Consider the following 20,149-nt stretch of genomic DNA (forward strand, 5'->3'; position numbering starts at 1 on the left):
ATCGACAAAGCTCGAAGGTTCATCGACAAAGCTCAGAGGTTTATCGACAAAGCTCAGAGGTTTATCGACAAAGCTTGAAGGTTCATTGATAAAGCTCGAAGGTTCATTGACAAAGCTCGAAGGTTCATCGACAAAGCTCGAAGGTTCATCGACAAAGCTCAAAGGTTCATCGACAAAGCTCGAAGTTGCAAAAAAATTGTAGGTTGGATGGAGGCTTTGCGTAACCCAACATCCTGATCTATGCTGGGTTGCGCTCCGCTCCACCCAACAAAAGTCTACGTCTAATGCACTATTTTGCGTAGACAGTCCACTATGTGCATTTCAAAAATCAAATACTAGTCCTATATATGCCTTTAGCAGAGGTAAATTCAAAGGCTATGTTTGATATTAAGTTGCTTTATGACTCGAATCTCTGAAAGTAGGTTTAAATCTTGATCAAAGTTGTCTGCTAAAACTTGCAGCTTTTATTTGAAGGTAGAAGGGATCACAAGATTGATTTAAATTTACAGAATATTGCTTTATAAGACTCTACCATATAGCACTAGTTCATCTATTCAAACTCTTTACTGACACTATTTTCTCAGCTTCATCTACTGTTATTTGCGCCAGCCCAAACTGTTCAATAACCGCTGCATTAGTCGTCAAATGTCTACTCACTTCAGCCACTCGATACTGACTTTCTTGTGAAGCTAAAGCAGCTGGCAATAATAACTGATCTGCTAAATGTTCATCCACTGGTGCGCCGGTGTGATGAAACTCAAGCAGTTGCTGACAAGCAATCTCTGCAACTGTTTCCGCCGACAACCGCAAACGCCCAAATCCACCAAATCCTGTTAAGCTATTCTGATACTCAGCAGTTAAAAAAATACCCGCTCCAGGTGCTACACCTCTTTCTCTTAAGGTCTGTATAGTAACCTTTAAATGGGCTGACCGTAACAAATTCTCCGCACGATTTGCCATCCGTTGGGGAATATGGGAAGGCAATTCCGTCACCACTGCTAGTCCTCGCACCTGTTGTAAATCGCCCCGTTCCAACAAGTCGATCCCACCGAGTTTACCACCGCCATCCACCTGTAACTCTACCTCTCCGCCACCTTGGGGATACCACCCCCAAGCGCCTAACTTGACTTGGGCTTCTACACCCATGCGTTGCAGTATGGGCAGATAAACTTGCTCAATGTACGTCGCTGTGGGGCTAAAGTTTACATGAGTTCCACCCTTTAGTGTCACCAAAGAATTGCCAGATGCTAGTGCCAAAGGTAAAAGAATTGTTTGAAGAACTAGAGCGATCGCACCCGCAGAACCACCTTGTTGTGCTTTACTAACATCAAAGGTATAAACTCCAGCTTGTACAGCACTACCTGGGATGAATTCCAGCAGCATTGAACCTAAAGCATCACCCCGTAGTTGGGCATTACAAATTCTTGCCGCAGCCCGAACTGCTGTTAAATGTTGTGCTGCTAATCCTGGCTTTTTGCGTCCAGCGCGAATACCTGTAATTCGTATGGGTTCACCGGTGATGGCGGCTAGGCTTAAGGAAGTGCGAAGAACTTGTCCGCCTCCCTCTCCGTAGGAACCGTCAATTTCAATCATGAGCGATTATTGGAATGTTGGATTTTGGGTTATCCCCACGGCTGTTAAAATCAAACCACAAATTATAAACGCCCAGCAACTAGCTTTTTGGAGGTAGGTTACACAAATATACAGAGAAATTTCTGATACCTGTTTCTGTAGTTTGCTAATTTTGAATTTGGAATTGAAGAACCTTGCTTTTACCGGGGTTCATCAACCCATAAGGATCGACTATTTCTTTAAATTTTAACTGTTCAGGATCGATAAATTTTCTGCCGCCGTCTTCAATAATATACGTATGAGGATTGGCAATACTCACACCCTGTTCTTCATGATAGCGGATAATTTCATTGAGGCGTTCTTCTGTGGTGTAGCGCACAAGTTGCAAAGCGCCAGGAACTACGACACCATTCACCCGAAAAAATTCTAAATGCATCATTACCTCATCACCGAAGTAATTATACATCTGCTCTACTAGTTGCAAACTGCAATCATTAGGAAAGAGACTTTGTAAGTATGTAATACCAGTATCTACACTCCGGGCAAGTAAGGTAGTGTGGTTCCAGCTAAATTCCGCTAAATGTGTACCTTTGGCTGCTTCCTCGGCTGGTTTTTTGGTAATCTGACCGCCGTATTGCTGCACCAAAGCTGGTAAGAATTCCAAACTCGGTTCGGAAATTATCAAAAATACTGAGTGAGTTCCTTCAGGAATATACTCTTGTACTGCGTGAAAGTATTGGGAAATTGGGGATGCAAAGACAGAAATCAACTTCTTAATCATGCCATCAGCATTGCCAATTGCCTGACCAAACTTTGCTGCTGTCATAAAGTCGTCAAAGGTGACAATGACTTCTGCCCAAGGATAAGCCGGCCCTAAAGGAATTTCGACTTCAGTGATGATGCCATTAATTCCCCAAGCATGATTTACCTTTTGGATATCATCGCCGCGTAATGCGATCGCACGGGGTTCATCTTCTACAGTGATCACTCGCAATGCTAAGATATTACCGCGATCGGCTAATAACCCATATTGGATCGAGCCAATACCGCCACTTCCCCCAGCAATAAATCCGCCAATTGTCGCTGTGCGGTACGTAGAGGGTGCCATACGGATTTCCCAGCCGATTTCTCGTGTTTTTTTATCCAAAGCCGCCAACTTCACCCCAGCTTCTACCCTCGCCACCCCCGGTTTTACCCAAAGAATCTCTTGCAAGCGCGTCATATCTAAAATTACGCCACCGTGCAACGGTACACATTGCCCATAATTCCCAGTTCCCGCACCTCGCACAGTTACAGGTATACGATGTTTTGCACAGGCGGCTGCAACTTTTAAAACCTCTGCTTCATTCGCGGGACGCACTACGATATCCCCAACTTTTCCCTCTAATTTCGACACTAACACAGGGCTAAAAGTGTGATAATCCTGGGATAATTTTGCGACTTGGGTAGAATCGGTAATAGTTTCTATCCCTTCTAGAGAATTAATCAGAGCATCTAACTTTGTCGTCATATATATCCTTTTTTAACGCAGAGGAACGCAAAGGTTTACGCAAAGGAACGCAAAGAATTCACTCCTCTGCGAACCTTTGCGCTTCCCTCAGCGCCCCTTTGCGTTTTAAAATCTTAACTCTCATCTTTCACAGAACTTTCATGCCACTTACTCAAAAAGTCAAATAGCGCACTCAAGCAGACAAAAATCAATACTTAGTTTCCTGTGTCTGTGCGTCGATAATTACACTCCAGTCATCGTTGTTCACAGCAGCTTCAAGTTGACGCTGACGTTCAGCGTCACTCGCATCTATTGTTTCTAACTCTTTAGAAAGGGTTGTATCAGCCATTGCTTTCCGCAGTTTTAGCTTTTTCTCCTCGTAGGCTTGAAGTTGGGCTTCTGACATTACCGCCTTAGTCGCTTCACCTACCGTACTAGCCCACATTTCGCTTTCAGTTGCATTACCAGGTGGCGTACTTTCGAGTTCTGCTATCCACGCATCTCGCAAATCTTCCATTTCTTGACGTTTGGGAAACTTGAATGCTTGCACACGTACAAAAGCACACTTTTGCTCACCATTTTGACGAAGATGGCTGTTTAAGGAAAGCAACACATTCCGAGAATAGCCAATATACTGCGTGCGACGTTCTACATCTAATACTGCATAAACTCCGGCAATTTTAGCGTTCTGAACAGCCACACTCCAAGCCTCAAACTCAATGATTTCAGTACCATTGTTTGCCAGTTCAGGAGTTATACTCACCTCAATGGCGGCGTGTTCGTTGTCAGAACTATACAAAAATTCATGCAGCCCACGGTGGTTTATGGGGACATTTTGATGTTCAATTGGCGGATTGTGCTGAGTTTCCATTGCAGTTTCTCCGAGTTATTAATTAGTGATGTCTACGACGAACTTCTCTACCAGAGGCTACGCCAATGCTTACGCAAGCAAATATATGCCCTTAAAATATTGAAGCTTAAATCTACTCACATCTCCAAATTCTTGTTTTGACAAAGCAAAAACAACTATTAAACTTCTTATGAATCAATTGATACCTAAAAATTGGATGTTCATCAAACAACGGCTTACCCCTTATTTATTTTTATTACCCGCCTTAGTTCTTTTAGGCTTAACTGTCTTTTGGCCTGCACTGCAAGCCTTTTACCTCAGCTTTACCAGTTATGAAGACATTGCCCAGCCGCCACAATGGATAGGTTTCGCCAACTTTCTCAAGCTTTGGAAGGATGCAGTTTTTTGGAAAACCTTGGAAAACACTTTTTTATATCTTGTGGGTGTAGTACCAATTTTAGTAATCGCTCCCTTAGTACTGGCAATTTTGGTAAATCAGAAACTGCGGGGAATGAATTGGTTTAGAGCAGCGTACTACACTCCAGTGGTAATTTCAATGGTTGTTGCGGGAATAGCTTGGAAATGGCTGTATGCAGAAAACGGATTACTGAATCAGTTATTTAAAGCTTTAGGTCTTTTTCCAGAAGGTATTCCTTGGCTAACTAGTCCAGCAAAAATCTTTGGCATTGTACCAATTTCTCTTGCCAGCGTTATGGCTGTCACTGTATGGAAAGGATTAGGTTACTACATGGTGATTTATTTAGCGGGGTTGCAATCAATTCCTGCTGATGTGTACGAAGCCGCAGCCATTGATGGCTCTGATGGTATCAGTAAACATTGGGATATTACCATACCTTTAATGAAGCCATATTTAGCGCTAGTGGCGGTAATTTCGGCTATTTCTGCGACCAAAGTGTTTGAAGAAGTCTACATTATGACTCAAGGAGGCCCACTCAGTAGCTCGAAAACGATTGTTTATTATTTATATGAGCAAGCCTTCAATAACTTAGAAATTAGCTATGCTTGCACAATTGGTCTGGTGCTATTTTTGATAATTTTAGGATTGTCAATTTTGCGATTAGCTATTAATCAGCAAGGTGATGATATCACAATTTAATAAATTTAAAAAAATCATCTTCTCTTATCTCCGAGAATCTGAAAATATTCAAATATCGAGAGTGCATGAAAACAGACACGATTTTTTACACCTTATTCCAATTATTTATCAAACATCATTAGCTCCACAGCAAATTCGTATAATTTATTTAGACGAATTAGATAATGTACCATCATCTTCGATTGGGCTAGGCATAATTAAGTTAGTAGTTGCAGCAGAATATCAAGCCGTACAGCAAGCGAAAAACTTGATAAAACAAGTACAACAAACAGATGAAGCTAACCGTAGCAATCTTTTAGAATTAGTAGAGAGAATGCTTATCTACAAATTTGTAAACAAAAGTCAGCAGGAGTTAGAAGCAATGTTTGGATTAACCGATTGGAGACAAACCAAATTTTACCAGGAAGTAAAGGAAGAAACAAAGCTCGATACGATACCCCGTCTACTTAAGTTGGGTTTAAGTATAGAGAAAATTGCTGAAGCATTAGAATTAGATGTTAAACAAGTACAACAGGCTATTGAGAAGCAAGGAGAAGAGGAAACAGGAAGTAATTCGTAATTGAAGAGATTTCTTTAAAACCGCTTTTGATATTCCACTACAGCACGACTGTCATCAGTTAAGTTAGTGGAAGCACGCACACGAAATTCATTGTTTATCCGGTAATTAATACCCCATTGGAAGGGATCGTTTGTTGTCAAAATTTTAATACTGGAAACTGATATTTTGGAAGAAATGTCAACCCCAGCCTCCGCTGCTAATTCTAAAGTTGAATTGCTTCTTCCAGCTTCGGGATTCTCAGATATCACGGTAGGAAATATCCGTAGTTCACTTAAGCCAAAGGTACTCCCAATCTGGTTAAAAGCTGATTGGAAATTGTTAAACACAGCCGAACCTGCAATGTTAATTAGACCTAAAGTACTGTCTGCACGTCCTTGGGTGTCTACAAATCCGCCTCCTAAAAGAGCAACAATTTCGGTTTGACTACGTGACGGACTACTTGTTAATTCTATATTTTCATTTAGTTTGCTAGCTAAACCGTTGATAGTAGCTTCGACTCGAACACTCTCTAACGCTGATAAACCTGTAGAATTTACCCGGCTGAAGTCATTACTTTGAGTTACATCCAGTACTTTGGCAAATAGCCGAATATCTAAGTTGGGGTCGCGAGGTTGAGAAGGACTAAAGGTTGCAGTGTGTTTATAGCCACGAGCAAGGTTAAATTGGGTAGTAAATAAATTTACTCCTCCTTTTTCTAACTGAATAGTGCCATCGGGTATCGGCTGATTGATTAAGCCGTTAACGATGAGATTACCGCTGGCGCGGAAGTTGAGAATAGGGTCACGGGTAATTTGGACGTTTTTACCTAATTCCAAATCTAAATTATTAAATCTGGCGTTAGTATTTCCCACCCCATTCCCAATTTCAGATTTGCTCTGCTTATTGTCTTTTGTAGGCGATACGCCAATACTACCATTTGCAGATGTCGCAGCGTCGGTAGATTCTGCCAGCAATACTTTACCATCAAATAAATTTACTCTACCGCCAATTATGGGATTAAGGGCAGAACCAGTAATCTGCAAATTGCCACTAGCGCCTCCCTGATAAAGTCCTTTGAGATTCAACGCTAACTGATCGAGATTAACAGTCAGGGGATTTTTGATAGTTACGTTCTCATTGTTGAAGATGGGAATTTCACCAGCAACTTCTACCGTCCCACGGCTAAATCTACCTTGAAGATTTTCTACTAAGATGCTGTCAAAATTAAACAGTACTCTACCTGTGACACCTCTCAGCTTACGTGGCAAAGCCTGGGCTGAAAAAGTAGCATCATTGACAGTAGCAATTCCATTTACTTCGGGTTTTTTCAGTGTTCCTCGCACTTTGAGGTCTACTTCTCCTTCACCTTTCTCAAATACCACTTGATTAGTCAATGCGTTTAACAGCCCCAATCCCTCGTTTTCCAATTTCATATCCAAACTGATTTGATCGCTGTCTGGTGCGACGGAAGCAAAAGGTAATTTATAAGGGATGCTGCCAGTAATATCAACAGGTTTTGGCCCAGCAACTGCTACAGTACTACCAAAGTTTAAGCGTCCATTGGCATAGCTGAAACTTGCTGTTGCTGACTCTATTTTGCTCTGATTTAATATTCCTTCTGTGATTTGCAATTCCCCTCTAGCTTGGGGATTAGCAATGCTGCCGGCTAAAGCTGCTGTACCGTTAAGATTACCTGTGATTCCAACTGGTAGTTTGACAACATTATTCAATAGTTGTACTGGAAAATTATTCACCCGCAGCTGACCAGATTGTTCATCACCACCAACGTTACCCGTAAATGCAATTAGCCTGTTTTGAGATTCAATTCGTAATGGTCGCAAACTTAAAACACCGTTCTCAAAGTTGCCTTCGGCAATCACTTTTTCGGCAGTATAAAAACGATTTCGTTCTTCCTTTTTACCCCAGGCAAAGTCTTGTCCATTCAAATTAAAATCCACTGATAATCCATTGGCTGTAGCTGTATTTACAGCCACTTCCCCATTGAAAGTCCCCTTTAAGTCTGCCAAATCTGGTATTGGAGTGGAATTAAGTCGCTGTTCTTCCTGTTCTGCAACCAAAGCTTCAATTTCAGAAAACCGTTGGATTTGGGTTAATAAGGGTTCATTTGGCGTTCCTTGGGGGTTGGTAGTCAGATCCGCTGCTGTGCCGTAGATTTCTGCTGAACCACCAGGCAAATTTTGTAAATCAAATATCTTTGCTACAGCCAGAACATCTTGGATCTCACCCTGCTTGACATTCAGTTTACCTTGTAATTTAGGCCCTTTAGCGCTTTGGGCAAAAGTACCGACAAGGGCGTAGCTACTTTTTCCTTTGACAAATTCGCTACTAGTGAGTGTGGCTTTACCGTCACCGTAGCGGAATTGAGCAGCTATTCGATCGCCTTTAACCCGGCCAATTTGCGGATTTGCGATCGCTAAATTTCCCGTTGTTGCCAATGTTTCCTGATTAAACAGCACATCCCCAGTTAACAACCCAGCTATCTTACCAGCACCCAGTCGAGTAATTGGTGGCGGAGTCAAATTCAATATTTGTAAGGGGAAATTGGCAACTTTTAGCGCCCAATCATTCCCTTGAACATTGCCTGTGGCTGATGCTTGCTGCCATTTGACTAAGAAAGATTTCGGGCGATTATTGGCATCTAAATTGAAAGATAAGCGATCGCTATTACCTGCCAAGTTTAAACTCAAACCGCGTCCCTGTTCTGAATCGATGTTTCCAGTTAACAACGGCTCAAAAGCAATATCTTGAACAACCAAGTCCCGTAAGTTGATTTGCCCTACTACATTCGGTAAGGGCAGCTTACCAGTGATTTGACCATTAAAATCTACTTTCCCCGCCACAGCAACCTGATTAGGAAGATTAATCGGTAACTGTTTTAAGTTGTAATTCTGCGCCTGGACGTTAAGATTCAAGGCAGTAATTTCCGGTATACCTGTCTTTGTTGCATTGGCTAATATGTTACCAGTAACACTTAAACCGGGAGCAGTTGCTCGCTCAATGGTCAGCCTTTCACCACTCCAAGCGATCGCAGCTGTCAAGGGTTGCTCTAAACCAGGGATACCTTGAGATAATTGCACCTGTCCAGCAGCACGCACATCAGCTAATTTGGACGATCCTAGCGTACCGGCTAATTGTAACTGACCGCCAAACTGACCCCGCAATTGCTGATTTAACCGATTTAATTCCACACCAGCAGCATCAACTACAGCTTGATAGCGACCATTAGCTACTTGGATATTAGAGGCTGTAATATTTCCACCTGCAACATCCAGCCGTCCCTGACCGTTAGCTTGGATAGTTTGTGGTTGGAAGGATTCAACAGAACCCGCCACGTTTGCTTGACCAGTTAATGTCCCTCGAAACTGCGGTGGTACTGCTGCTAACTGCTGTAATGGTACATTAGTTGCCTGAACTTGCGCCTGATATAAACCATTCGCCACGTGGATATTAGAAGCTGTAATAGTTCCACCTGCAACATTTACCCGCGCCTGACCCATCGCTTGGATAGTTTGCGGTTGGAAGGACTCAACAGAACCTGCCACGTTTACTTGACCAGTTAACGTCCCTCGAAACTGCGGTGGTACTGCTGCCAACTGCCGCACAGGTACATTAGTTGCCTGAACTTGCGCCTGGTATAAACCATTCGCCACTTGGATATTAGAAGCAGTAATAGTTCCACCCGCAACATTTACCCGCGCTTGACCGTTGGCTTGAATAGTTTGCGGTTTAAAAGACTCAACAGAACCCGCTACGTTGAACTGACCATTTAATGCGCCTTGAAATTGCTTTGGTACTTTTGCCAACTTCTGCACAGGCACATTTTTAGCCTGAACTTGTGCCTGATATAAACCATTCGCCACTTGGATATTAGAGGCTGTAACCGTACCCCTGCCAATAGCAAGGCGACCCTCACCACTCCCACGCATGGTTTTCAGGCTGAAATCATCTCTGCTACCTGCGATTTGGAATGTTCCCGCCAAAGGATTATCTAAAGCTTGAGGAGACTGTTTCAATATTTGTCCCAACCGCACACCATTAGCTACAAGTTGAGCCGAGAAGCTTTGGTCTTGCAGTTGGATATTAGAAACTGCAACTGTGCCGCCACCAATTTGAACTCCTGCCCCATCACTGCGAATTGTGGCAATTTCAAATGGTGCTGTACTGCCTGAGAGGATCAGACGACCATTGAATTGTGCCCCAGCCAAAGAGACATTTTGCAGTTGACTCTTGTCTACAAAGGGTTCTAATTTTACCCCAGAGGAAACAGCCACAGCTTGCCAACGCTCATTAGCATAACTACCAGTTGCTCGAACTGTCCCACCACTTACATTCAGAGCCACATTGCGGAAAGATACGTTGCGATTTGGAGCGATGGCAACTTCACCAGTTCCAGGGTAAGTTCCATTAGGGGCTTGGAACTGTACCACAGTTTGGACATTGGTAGGAGCGCCAGTTAGTTGAGCTGTACCTGAGACATTGCCGATTTGAAACGCAGGTGTTGTTTCATAAACTTTGGCGATCGCATCCCCTGGAACATTCTTGGCAGCGAAATTTAAATCCAGTCGCGGACTCTTACCAAGTTTAATTGTACCAGCACCCGTAATCTCACCACCAACTTTAGCTTTACCTTGAATATCTTTTAGGGTAATTAAAGAGGAACTAGTAACAAGCTCAAACTTACTACTGATGCTATTAAAATCAACTTTATCAATCCGAGCAGTTTGAATCGTCGCAACTGAGCCGGAGAGAATTGGCTCTTTAGTCGATCCAGTAATCTGCAAAGAAGCTTGTACTTGTCCAGCGATCGGTACAGGTAATTTTACCTTAAGAGTCTCCTGGGCATTCGCCAAACTTACTGCATTTACACGCGCTGCCAACTTCAAGCCTGCTTTCGTGTCGACGATTCCCGTAGCCACTAAAGGAATTTTGCCGTAGTTGCTAGCCACATTATTTAACTGCAACTCCGTTCCTTGGAAGTGGAGGTTTCCTTGGCTATTGCTCAACAATTGCGGGACTTTGGGTATTTGCAGCGTTACCCCTTGCACAGTAGCATTGCCAAACAATAAAGTTTGCTGTCCTGGTGTCAACCGAATTAACAAGTCGCCATTGGCTCGACCCGCCTGTAAGTTAACTGGTAACTTAATCAACCGAGTAATATTCTCAGCCAGAAAATCTTGTGCTTGCACCTGGAAAGTCCCTGCTAGCACCTTAGAACGTGTCTCTCCCTGAATGGAAATATTGCCACCACTGTCTGCTTGACCCCCAACTTCAAACCGGATCAACTGGTTATTTGCTAAAAGTTGAGCAGATCCATTGAGTTGAGAAAATAGCACCGGCAATTGCTGAGTGTTGTTAGTAGTAGCAGGGCGTTGAGCCAGTGCTGAGTTAGAAGTTGGGTATTCTCCCTTGCTCCCCTGCCCCTCTGCCCCCCTGCCCCCCTGCTCCCCTGCCCCCTCATCTCCCTCGACTCTCTGCTGCGGCATCAAGGCCAGCTTGGCATTCCGAAACCGCAGGTAGTCCAAATCAGTTTTAATTGCACTGCTTCCACTTGACGACGCGATGGTAGTGGAAACCCAACGCCCTTGGTTATCCTGGTCAATGTAAATATCTGGGTTGACTAAGGTTACATCTAGCTTTAGATGGCGATTAAAAATTAGTTGTAACAGATCAAAACCCACCTCTACAGATTCGACTGTAGCCCGGTCTGCATCTGTGGGTGTGGCTGGGATAGCTGAAGCTCCAAACTGTACTCCTGTCAACGAAAATTGTGTGACTCTTCCCAGTTTTACCGGACGGTTGAGTGTAGTAGTTAAACTTTGTTGTGCCAACGGCGTTAACTCTGTTTGGACAAAAGTCCACAACCGCCAAATACCAACGATAACTCCTAACAGCAAAAGTCCACTCAAGGCAATGCTACCCCGGCTCAACACCAGCAACCACAAACGTTTGCGGATAGGGGAGGGGGAATGAATATCTTGATTGGTAGATTTAGTCATTTGCTTTCACTGTATTTATTGCCGGATGTCGCTGGCACACACAAGCATTAACTGGCACATTGGTTCAGTATGCCATTTCCAGGATACGCCAACTAAACCCAAGACCCCATTGGTTGAGTTACGGTATTTTCTCGATCCAATACTTATGCTTAATAATATTGGCGTTTTCAGGAAAATCTGAATAGAGTGAAAATTATTCCTGTGACTTTCCTTGAGGCACAATCTCGAACTTTAATATGAATAAACCTTAAAAAGGACAGATGATTACACCAATGCGTGTTTTTGTGTTAATTTTTAACGCTCGAACGGAAAATGAGGGGATTCACACGATTCGGGAAGGCGATCGCAATAAAATTCTGATGTTCGAGTCAGAAGACGATGCCACGCGCTTTGCCCTGATGTTAGAAGCTCAGGATTTCCCCGCACCCACACCGGAGCCGATCGATGCTGAAGAAATCAAGGAATTTTGCGAAAGTGCTGGATATGAATGGGAAATCATCCCAGAAAACAGCAATTTAGTTGTAACTCCCCCAGAACTTAACGTCGAAAAAACTGATTGGCAAGAAGATGCCCAGAAGGAGGATACTGTTGAAGACACTTTCCCTCTCAATCAACAGCCGCTAGAAGAACCAGAATTGTCTGATTCTGAATTAGAGAAGATTCGTCGCAAATTGGAAGGATTGTTGTAAGTAGTCATTAGTCATTAGTCATTGGTGAGCCAGTGCGGTCTTCTCCCAAAGGGAGAGGCTAGCGCCAAGGGGGTTTCCCCCATGAGCAACTGGCGTTAGCGCAGCGTTAGCGAGGCACGAGCGTCACCCGAAGGGTTCATTAGCCATTGGTCGCTAACTGACTAATGACAACGGACATAGATAGATGCCCAAAGAAAGGGCAGCGTAGGGTAGAACAAAGGACAAATGACAAATGACAAATTTGCAAGAACGCGGGCATCTTTTAACTGAACTGGTAAATCCTAACAGTCTGAACTTAGACCAGCTCAGTTCTCTGGAATTGGTGGAGTTGTTTAATGACGAAGACCAAAAGGCCGTCGCAGCTGTTGCAGCGGCGAAAATTCAGTTAGCAGAGGCAATTGAGCGCACCGCAGAGCGTTTGCGCCACGGAGGACGCCTATTTTATATAGGTGCGGGTACAAGTGGCAGATTAGGGGTGTTAGATGCTGCTGAGTGTCCACCTACTTTTTGTACACCCCCAGAGTTGGTACAGGGGATTATTGCTGGTGGTGCTGGCGCATTAGTACGCAGTTCTGAAGATTTAGAGGACAGCATTGAAGATGGTGAGGCTGCGATCGCAGGGCGGCACGTTACCCAATTAGATGTCGTAGTTGGCATTACCGCTGGTGGCACAACGCCTTATGTCCACGGTGCGCTTCATGCTGCTCGTCAGCGAGGAGCCACAACTATTTTTATCGCTTGTGTTCCTGCTGAACAAGTTAGCTTTGATGCCGATATTGACATTCGTCTCTTGACAGGGCCAGAAATAATCGCCGGTTCAACTCGTCTGAAAGCTGGTACAGCCACTAAATTAGCTTTAAATATCCTTTCTAGCAGCGTGATGGTTAAGCTAGGCAAAGTTTATGGCAATCGCATGGTCGATGTAGCAGTAACAAATCAAAAATTACGCGATCGCGCTTTGCGAATTCTGCAAGACCTCACAGGTTTAAGCCGGGAAACTGCTGGTTTTTTACTAGAACGTAGTGGGAAATGGGTTAAGCTGGCGCTATTGATGCACTGGACTGGTTTAGAAAAAGATGAAGGCGATCGGCTGCTTTCAGAACACCAAAGTAATCTCAGAGCAGCTGTTGTCAGCTTTCAAAACCACAAGCAACCTTGAATAAATTTTCTAAATAAATACTTTCTAATCTGGCTGCTACTTATTTTTAGTAGTACGCCTTTTTTTAGAAAAATATTCCCTAGAAAAGCTAACATTAATTAACATAATTAAGAATAGTAAATTTAAATAAATATTTTTAACAGCTATGCTCAATGTGAATAACTAAAGTAGAGATATTTGGAGACTGCTAATCTTTTTTGAACAAAAATTCAGAACTTATACGGATATGATTCAGGATGAAAATTATTAAAATAATATATCAATACATCATGATCTATATGATAACAAACTACTTTAGTCATAAATATTAACACAAAAGTAAACTCTGCCAATAAAGACTCTATGCTAAATAAATTATTTACTAGCAATAGTTTTGCCATCTGAACATCTACCTCGCTTTTAATAATCTTGATTTAGACTGCTATATATCAAATGCATTTGCACTTATTCACATCGCTATATAGATAGAATACTGTGACGGAAGTGTTGCCTACCTTTAACAAGTAACTTAAGAGATTTGTCTGGTTAATTGAGATGGTAGCTGGATTTTCGCCGTGCTCTAATAGTATCGGTTTTTAATGGCTAGCTTTTTAATAAAAGGAACAAACTATGCCTCATCAAGAAATTATTTCAAATAACCTAGTAAATGAATTTAAAACTTGTACTCAGTTGCAATACAATGGCAAATTAAATATTAAGAGTTCAAAGGGTAGCCAATGGACTTTTTACTATCGACTGGGACGGATAGTTTGGGCAACAGGAGGAACTCATCCCTTCCGGCGTTGGCGTAGAAATATAGCTCAAAATTGTCCCCAGATTGATGTTGATAAGTTGCAGTTACGTGTGCAAGACTTATCAATTGATTACTGGGACTATAAACTGATAGAAATATTTTATAAAAAACAGAAAATTCAGAGGGAACAGATTCAATCTATTGCGGAGAATACGATAGCAGAACTATTATTTGACCTGGCTTTGCAAGGAAACTTTGCTTCTCTAAGTTGCAATCGCACCCAAGAAGTTATCTTAGAAACCCCAATGAGCTTCACGAGTGCAGAAATGTCTGTAAAGCACATGCAAGACTCATGGAAAATTTGGTCAGAAGCTGGTTTAGCAAATTTTTCTCCTGACTTAGCACCAATTCTACGGCGACCAGAACAACTTGAGCAGATGGTAAGTCCATCTGTCTACAAAAACTTTGTGAATTTAATCAATGGCAAATTCACTCTGCGAGATTTAGCGATGAAAATGAAGCAGAGTGTACTACCACTCACCCGTTCATTGCTTCCTTATATCCTTAAAGGAATCATTGAATTGGTAGAAGTACCTGACTTGCCTTTAGGAATTACTGAAGTTAACAATAACTCTACCACCACACAAGTCAAAAAGCGGATTACTCCACTAGTAGCTTGCGTCGATGATAGCCCTCAAGTATGTAAAATGTTAGAGGATATTGTCACTTCCAATGGATTGAGGTTTGTCAAAATTCAAGATGCTGTACAAGCTCTACCAACCCTCATTCAGGATAAACCAGACCTGATTTTCTTGGATTTGATTATGCCAGTTGCTAGTGGTTACGAAATTTGTACTCAGTTACGACGAATATCTACCTTTTCTAACACACCAATAATTATATTAACAGGCAGTGATGGTCTTTTAGATAGAGTTCGTGCCAAAGTAGTTGGTTCTACAGATTTTCTCACTAAACCTGTAGTGGCTGATAAGGTAATGAGTATCATACGTAAATATTTACCGACACACAGCGTATCCAACGTATCCCACGATAAGAGTAAATCTAATTTAGAGGTTTGTAATTAGGGAGAATTAAAGGCGATTTGTGATTCTGAATTATTCCTCAAAATTTATATATTTTTTCACCTCAGTAAAAATTAAATTATTGAGGTTAAACAATTTTAGATTTACTCTATTTATCAAACCAGAGAGTTGTCAATTTATTTGGAATTTTAGATTTATTCTCGCCGTTAAATTCTCTTACTCTCAGTCATTGTGTAATTTTAAATATTTAATCCAAAATTCAAAATCTAAAATTAGATTATATTCAAATATATTACATTAAGTTATATTTATTACGTACTTTTTCTGAGGTTGATAAATAAAGATTGAATCAAAATTAGACAAATACAAATTTTTGTATTTATAGCATGTCCTATTTGATTTGTGAAATATTAGTTAAGGCAAAGGGGTTAGGGCTAGTCTCTAGTCCCTTCCATGTCTTTTTTGAGAAATCATTTAGGATTTGTATATTTTGTTTACATTTTGAGAAAAAGTTAACGAGTAATTACCATGAATACTGTTTTAGTTGTTGAAGATGGCTTAACAGATAGGGAAATAATCAGCCGTTACTTACAACAGGCAGGTTATTCTGTGATTAGCGCCACTAGCAGTGAAGAGGCTCAAGACAAAATAGATAAAAACAAACCAGACTTAATATTTCTCGACGTAATTTTACCTGGTAAAAGTGGCTTTGAAATTTGCCGGGAACTGAAAAACAATCCCGACACTAGCAATATACCTGTGGTTTTTTGCTCTACAAAAAATAGTGATGTAGATAAAATTTGGGGTAATATGTTAGGCGCTGATGGTTATTTATCAAAACCGATTGACCGAGACGAGCTAGTGGTAATTTTAAAACGATTACTTAATTAGGAAAAATGTCATAAATCAACAAATAATATAAGTCACTATTTCTTAGATAGAATCTCTCCCACAATAACCAATAACTGCAAATAGTGGCTAAAGATAATTAATCAAAGACAAAGGATAAATAGTTTTGGAAACTCAGGAAAAGTTTTTAAGTTTTAATTTGGGAGTAAGTGATACAGCCGTCATTTCTTTACAACACATCACAGAAGTTTTGCAAGTATCATTACCAGAAATATGTAGCGTTCCTCAGATGCCAAGTAGCGTCTTGGGCATTTATAATTGGCGCGGTGAGATGCTTTGGTTAGTCGATTTAGAGGCAATGTTAGGTTATCCTCCTATTTCGCAAGGGTCAAATTTAGTTTCAAGAATGATGGCGATTGTTCTGGAAAATAAGGGTAAGTATTTGGGACTATTAGTGCAACAAATTATAGATATTGAATGGCTAGATACTAAAGAACTGAAACCAGCAACAACCGAATTATTTTATCCGAAGTTATCACCTTTTTTACAGGGATACTTTATTAATGATTCAGAGGAGATAATTTTTAATTTGGATGCCATAACTATTATTCAATCTCCAGCATGGGGAATTCATAATTGAATAGTTAGTAAGGTGAGATTAGGTAGATTGTTTTGAAAATTCCTAATCTTTAATGAGTAAACACCAGATAATTTTGGCCAGCACATATCAAGTTATTACCCATCACAATTTGGAGGTTAATCAAATGACATTTTTGTATAACAATAGCCATGATAACGAGCATCTAATCACGGAATTAGAAAATCAGAATGGTAACGCTCATATAGCAAATATTGCTAGTAATGAAATAACTTTATTAAGTGCGATCGCTAAAGAATTTAAAAATTGGCGGCGACAGTTGAAAGACATCGCAACTCACATGCGCCAAGCCCCAGACATTGATACATTACTGAAAATTACTGTAGCACAAATTAGAGAAAAGATTGGCTGCGATCGCGCCTTAATTTATCAGTTTACTTCACGAGAATCCGGTAATGTTTTAGCCGAATCAAGAACACTAGGTTGGACACCAACTTTAGGCGAAAATATTCCCGGAATTATTTTTGGTTTATATACCAATCAAGACTATGTAGAAGCTGTAGTTATTGACGATATCAATCAGATTCAACTTACGCCTTATCAAAAGCAACTGCTAGATAAATTTCAAATTAAAGCTAGTTTGAGTTTACCGATTGTAGTAGAAGGTAAAGTCTGGGGCTTACTAGTAGTCAATAATTGCTACTCAACGCGGCAGTGGCAAGAAGTAGAAATTAGCCTACTATCTCAACTTACAACAGAACTAATTTACAAATTACAGAGCTTTGAATTCCAAAAAGAACAGCAACAGCGGATACTAGCAAAAAAATCTGTAGCCAAAGTCATCGACAAAATTCTGCGGGTATCAAATGTCGATAAGCTTTTTCAAACAACCACTCAAGAAATCCGCCAATTACTAAAATGCGATCGCGTCGGTGTCTATCGGTTCAAACCTGACTGGAGTGGTGAGTTTGTCGCTGAATCAGTGGGTAATGGCTGGATAAAAATGGTCGGCCCTGATTTTTATATGGTTTGGGAAGATAGCCACTTACAAGACACCCAAGGAGGACGTTATGCCAAGGGTGAAAGCTTTGTAGTCAATGACATTTATCAAATGGGCCATGCTCAATGTCACATTGACATTTTAGAGCAGTATGAAATGAAGGCTTACATCATTGCACCCATATTTGCTGGAGAAAAATTATGGGGTTTGCTGGCAGCTTACCAAAATTCTGGGCCTCGTGATTGGCAACCTTGGGAAGAAACCTTTGTAACTCAAATTGGACTGCAATTTGGTGTGGCCATATCACAAGGGGAATATCTGGAACAAGTGCAGACGAAATCTGACCAACTAGCCCAAATAGTTGAACAAGAGAAAGTTTTCACTAAGATAGTCAACCGCATCAGACAATCTTTAGATGTAGAAAGCATCTTCAAAACAACCACTCAAGAAGTGCGTCAATCACTGCAATGCGATCGCGTCGCTGTCTATCGTTTTAACTCTGATTGGGGTGGCGAATTTGTAGCTGAGTCTGTGGGTACTGGTTGGACAAAACTGGTAGGCCCTGATATTAAAACCATTGTGGATGATACTTTCTTGCAAGAAACTAAGGGAGGTAGGTATGTCAGAGGTGAAAACTTTATCGTTAATGACATCTATGAAATAGGGCTTGCTCCCTGCCATATTGAGATTTTAGAGCAGTTTGAAGCCAAAGCTTACATCATTGTTCCGATATTTTTTGGGGATAAATTGTGGGGCTTGCTGGCAGCTTATCAAAATTCTAGCTCTCGTGAATGGCGAAGCTGGGAAGTGAACTTTTTGGTGCAGACTAGCTTGCAATTTAGCCTAGCTAAATCACAGATAGATTATTTGGAATTAGTACGGGTGAAATCTGAGAAACTAGCTCAGATAGCAGAACAAGAGAAAGCTGTCACCAAGATTAGTAACCGCATCCGCCAATCTTTAGATGTAGAAGAAATCTTCAAAACAACTACTCAAGAAGTAAGACAATTATTACGATGCGATCGCGTCGCTGTGTATCGTTTCAACCCGAACTGGGGTGGTGAATTTGTCGCAGAGTCAGCAGGTCATCTTTGGGTAAAACTGGTAGGCCCCGATATCAAAACTCTCTGGGAAGATACCTATTTACAAGAAACTCAGGGAGGTCGATATGTCCAAGGGGAAAATTTAGTTGTAAATGATATCTATCAGGCAGGTCATTCTCCTTGTCACATTGAAGTTTTAGAGCAATTTGAAGCTAAAGCTTATGTAATTGTTCCTGTATTTCTTGGAGAACAATTGTGGGGATTGCTAGCAGCTTATCAAAATTCGGGAACTCGTGATTGGGACGAATCGGAAGTCACTTTGTTAGCACGTATTGGCAGCCAATTAGGATTGGCATTACAACACACCGAATATTTGCAACAAGTACAAGCGCAGTCAGCAAAATTGGCAGAAGCAGCAACACGGGAAAAGGCAGCTAACGAGTTACTGCAACAACGATCCATTCAACTCTTAAAAGCCCTTAGACCCGCTCTTAACGGCGACTTAACAGTACGCGCGCCGATTACAGAAGACGAGCTAGGTACGATCGCAGATGCTTACAATAATACTCTGCAAGCACTGCGGCAAATTGTTGTTCAAGTACAAGGAGCTGCTCAACAAGTTGCCCAAACTTCTAGCAATAGCGAGGCTTCACTAGCGGGACTAACCAATCTGGCACAACAACAATCTGAGGACATTACCGCAGCCTTAGATGACATTCAACAGATGGTGGACTCTACTCAAGCTGTAGTAGCAAATGCTGAATTAGTACAACTAGCAGTGCAAAAAGCCAATAAAACTGTAGAGTCTGGCGATACTGCCATGAACCTGACTGTAAAAGCCATCCAAGGAATTCGTGAAACCGTTGCTCAAACCAGCAAAAAGATTAAACGCCTCAGCGAATCCTCGCAAAAAATCTCCAAAGTGGTGAATTTGATTGGTAATTTTGCCACCCAGACAAACGTACTCGCTTTGAATGCAGCGATTGAAGCTACTCGTGCTGGTGAATATGGCAAAGGCTTTGCAGTTGTAGCTGATGAAGTCCGTTCTTTATCTCGCCAATCAGCAGCAGCAACCATCGAAATTGAAAAATTAGTTCAGGAGATTCAAGCAGAAACCGGGGAAGTTGCAGTCGCAATGGAAACTGGTATTCAGCAGGTAGTAGAAGGTACAAATCTTGTTAGCGATACTCGCCAAAACTTAAATGCGATCGTTTCTGCGACTGCCGAAATTAGTCAGCTAATCGAGCGAATTACCGCAGCGACTCAAAAACAAATGGCGCAATCTGTAACAGTAACTAAATCAATGCAAGATGTCGCAGAAATTGCCGATAAAACTTTTGCTGAATCCCAAGAAATTGCGACTGTGTTCCAAGATTTATCAGGAATGGCACAAGAGCTATTAACAACTGCTAGTAAGTTTAAAGTGAAATGAAAAATACTTAGGAGTTATTA

At 41.5% G+C, this 20,149-nt stretch carries 13 protein-coding genes; 9 read left to right on the top strand and 4 right to left on the bottom strand.

Annotation, left to right across the window (positions count from 1 at the left end; genetic code table 11):
* A partial coding sequence (locus tag HWQ42_RS31325; protein ID WP_292818961.1) for a hypothetical protein occupies positions 1 to 202 on the top strand: 202 nt, incomplete at its 5' end.
* Between the two features lie 344 nt (positions 203 to 546).
* Here HWQ42_RS31325 and rtcA read toward each other — a convergent pair.
* The 3 genes from rtcA to HWQ42_RS31340 all read right to left on the bottom strand — a co-directional run bounded on the left by rtcA (position 547) and on the right by HWQ42_RS31340 (position 3,932).
* On the bottom strand, positions 547 to 1,593 hold the full coding sequence (rtcA, locus tag HWQ42_RS31330) for an RNA 3'-terminal phosphate cyclase (RefSeq protein WP_292818964.1): 1,047 nt from the start codon (positions 1,591 to 1,593) through the stop codon (positions 547 to 549).
* 145 nt (positions 1,594 to 1,738) lie between these two features.
* A complete protein-coding gene (locus HWQ42_RS31335) occupies positions 1,739 to 3,082 on the bottom strand; it encodes an FAD-binding oxidoreductase (RefSeq protein ID WP_292818967.1) in 1,344 nt (447 codons plus the stop codon).
* A 187-nt stretch (positions 3,083 to 3,269) separates the two neighbouring features.
* Positions 3,270 to 3,932 (bottom strand): GIY-YIG nuclease family protein, encoded by a 663-nt coding sequence (locus HWQ42_RS31340; RefSeq protein ID WP_292818970.1) that lies wholly within the window; start codon positions 3,930 to 3,932, stop codon positions 3,270 to 3,272.
* Positions 3,933 to 4,101: 169 nt separating this feature from the next.
* Between HWQ42_RS31340 and HWQ42_RS31345 the strand changes: the two genes are divergently transcribed.
* Positions 4,102 to 5,028: a carbohydrate ABC transporter permease gene (locus tag HWQ42_RS31345; protein WP_292818972.1), complete on the top strand. Its 927-nt coding sequence runs from the start codon at positions 4,102 to 4,104 to the stop codon at positions 5,026 to 5,028.
* Positions 5,012 to 5,587, top strand: coding sequence for a DUF2887 domain-containing protein (locus HWQ42_RS31350; RefSeq protein WP_292818975.1), 576 nt, complete (start codon positions 5,012 to 5,014; stop codon positions 5,585 to 5,587). Before HWQ42_RS31345 ends, HWQ42_RS31350 begins: the two co-directional genes overlap by 17 nt.
* Before the next feature lie 14 nt (positions 5,588 to 5,601).
* Here HWQ42_RS31350 and HWQ42_RS31355 read toward each other — a convergent pair whose 3' ends face one another.
* On the bottom strand, positions 5,602 to 11,583 hold the full coding sequence (locus tag HWQ42_RS31355; RefSeq protein ID WP_292818978.1) for a translocation/assembly module TamB: 5,982 nt from the start codon (positions 11,581 to 11,583) through the stop codon (positions 5,602 to 5,604).
* Positions 11,584 to 11,843: 260 nt separating this feature from the next.
* On the opposite strand from HWQ42_RS31355, the gene HWQ42_RS31360 reads away from it, so the two are divergent.
* From HWQ42_RS31360 to HWQ42_RS31385, 6 genes are all read left to right on the top strand, one after another.
* Entirely contained in the window at positions 11,844 to 12,272 is a 429-nt protein-coding gene (locus HWQ42_RS31360) for a DUF3110 domain-containing protein (protein ID WP_292737701.1), read from the top strand.
* Between the two features lie 232 nt (positions 12,273 to 12,504).
* Positions 12,505 to 13,431, top strand: coding sequence for an N-acetylmuramic acid 6-phosphate etherase (murQ, locus tag HWQ42_RS31365; protein WP_292737699.1), 927 nt, complete (start codon positions 12,505 to 12,507; stop codon positions 13,429 to 13,431).
* Between the two features lie 609 nt (positions 13,432 to 14,040).
* On the top strand, positions 14,041 to 15,249 hold the full coding sequence (locus tag HWQ42_RS31370; protein ID WP_292818981.1) for a response regulator: 1,209 nt from the start codon (positions 14,041 to 14,043) through the stop codon (positions 15,247 to 15,249).
* Between the two features lie 486 nt (positions 15,250 to 15,735).
* Positions 15,736 to 16,098 (top strand): response regulator, encoded by a 363-nt coding sequence (locus HWQ42_RS31375; RefSeq protein ID WP_292737695.1) that lies wholly within the window; start codon positions 15,736 to 15,738, stop codon positions 16,096 to 16,098.
* 124 nt (positions 16,099 to 16,222) lie between these two features.
* Entirely contained in the window at positions 16,223 to 16,696 is a 474-nt protein-coding gene (locus tag HWQ42_RS31380) for a chemotaxis protein CheW (protein ID WP_292818984.1), read from the top strand.
* 124 nt (positions 16,697 to 16,820) lie between these two features.
* Complete coding sequence (locus HWQ42_RS31385) at positions 16,821 to 20,129, top strand: GAF domain-containing protein (protein ID WP_292818987.1); 3,309 nt, start codon at positions 16,821 to 16,823, stop codon at positions 20,127 to 20,129.
* Positions 20,130 to 20,149: the final 20 nt, after the last annotated feature.

The organism is Nostoc sp. JL23 (assembly GCF_017115065.1).
GTDB lineage: Bacteria > Cyanobacteriota > Cyanobacteriia > Cyanobacteriales > Nostocaceae > Nostoc > Nostoc punctiforme_A.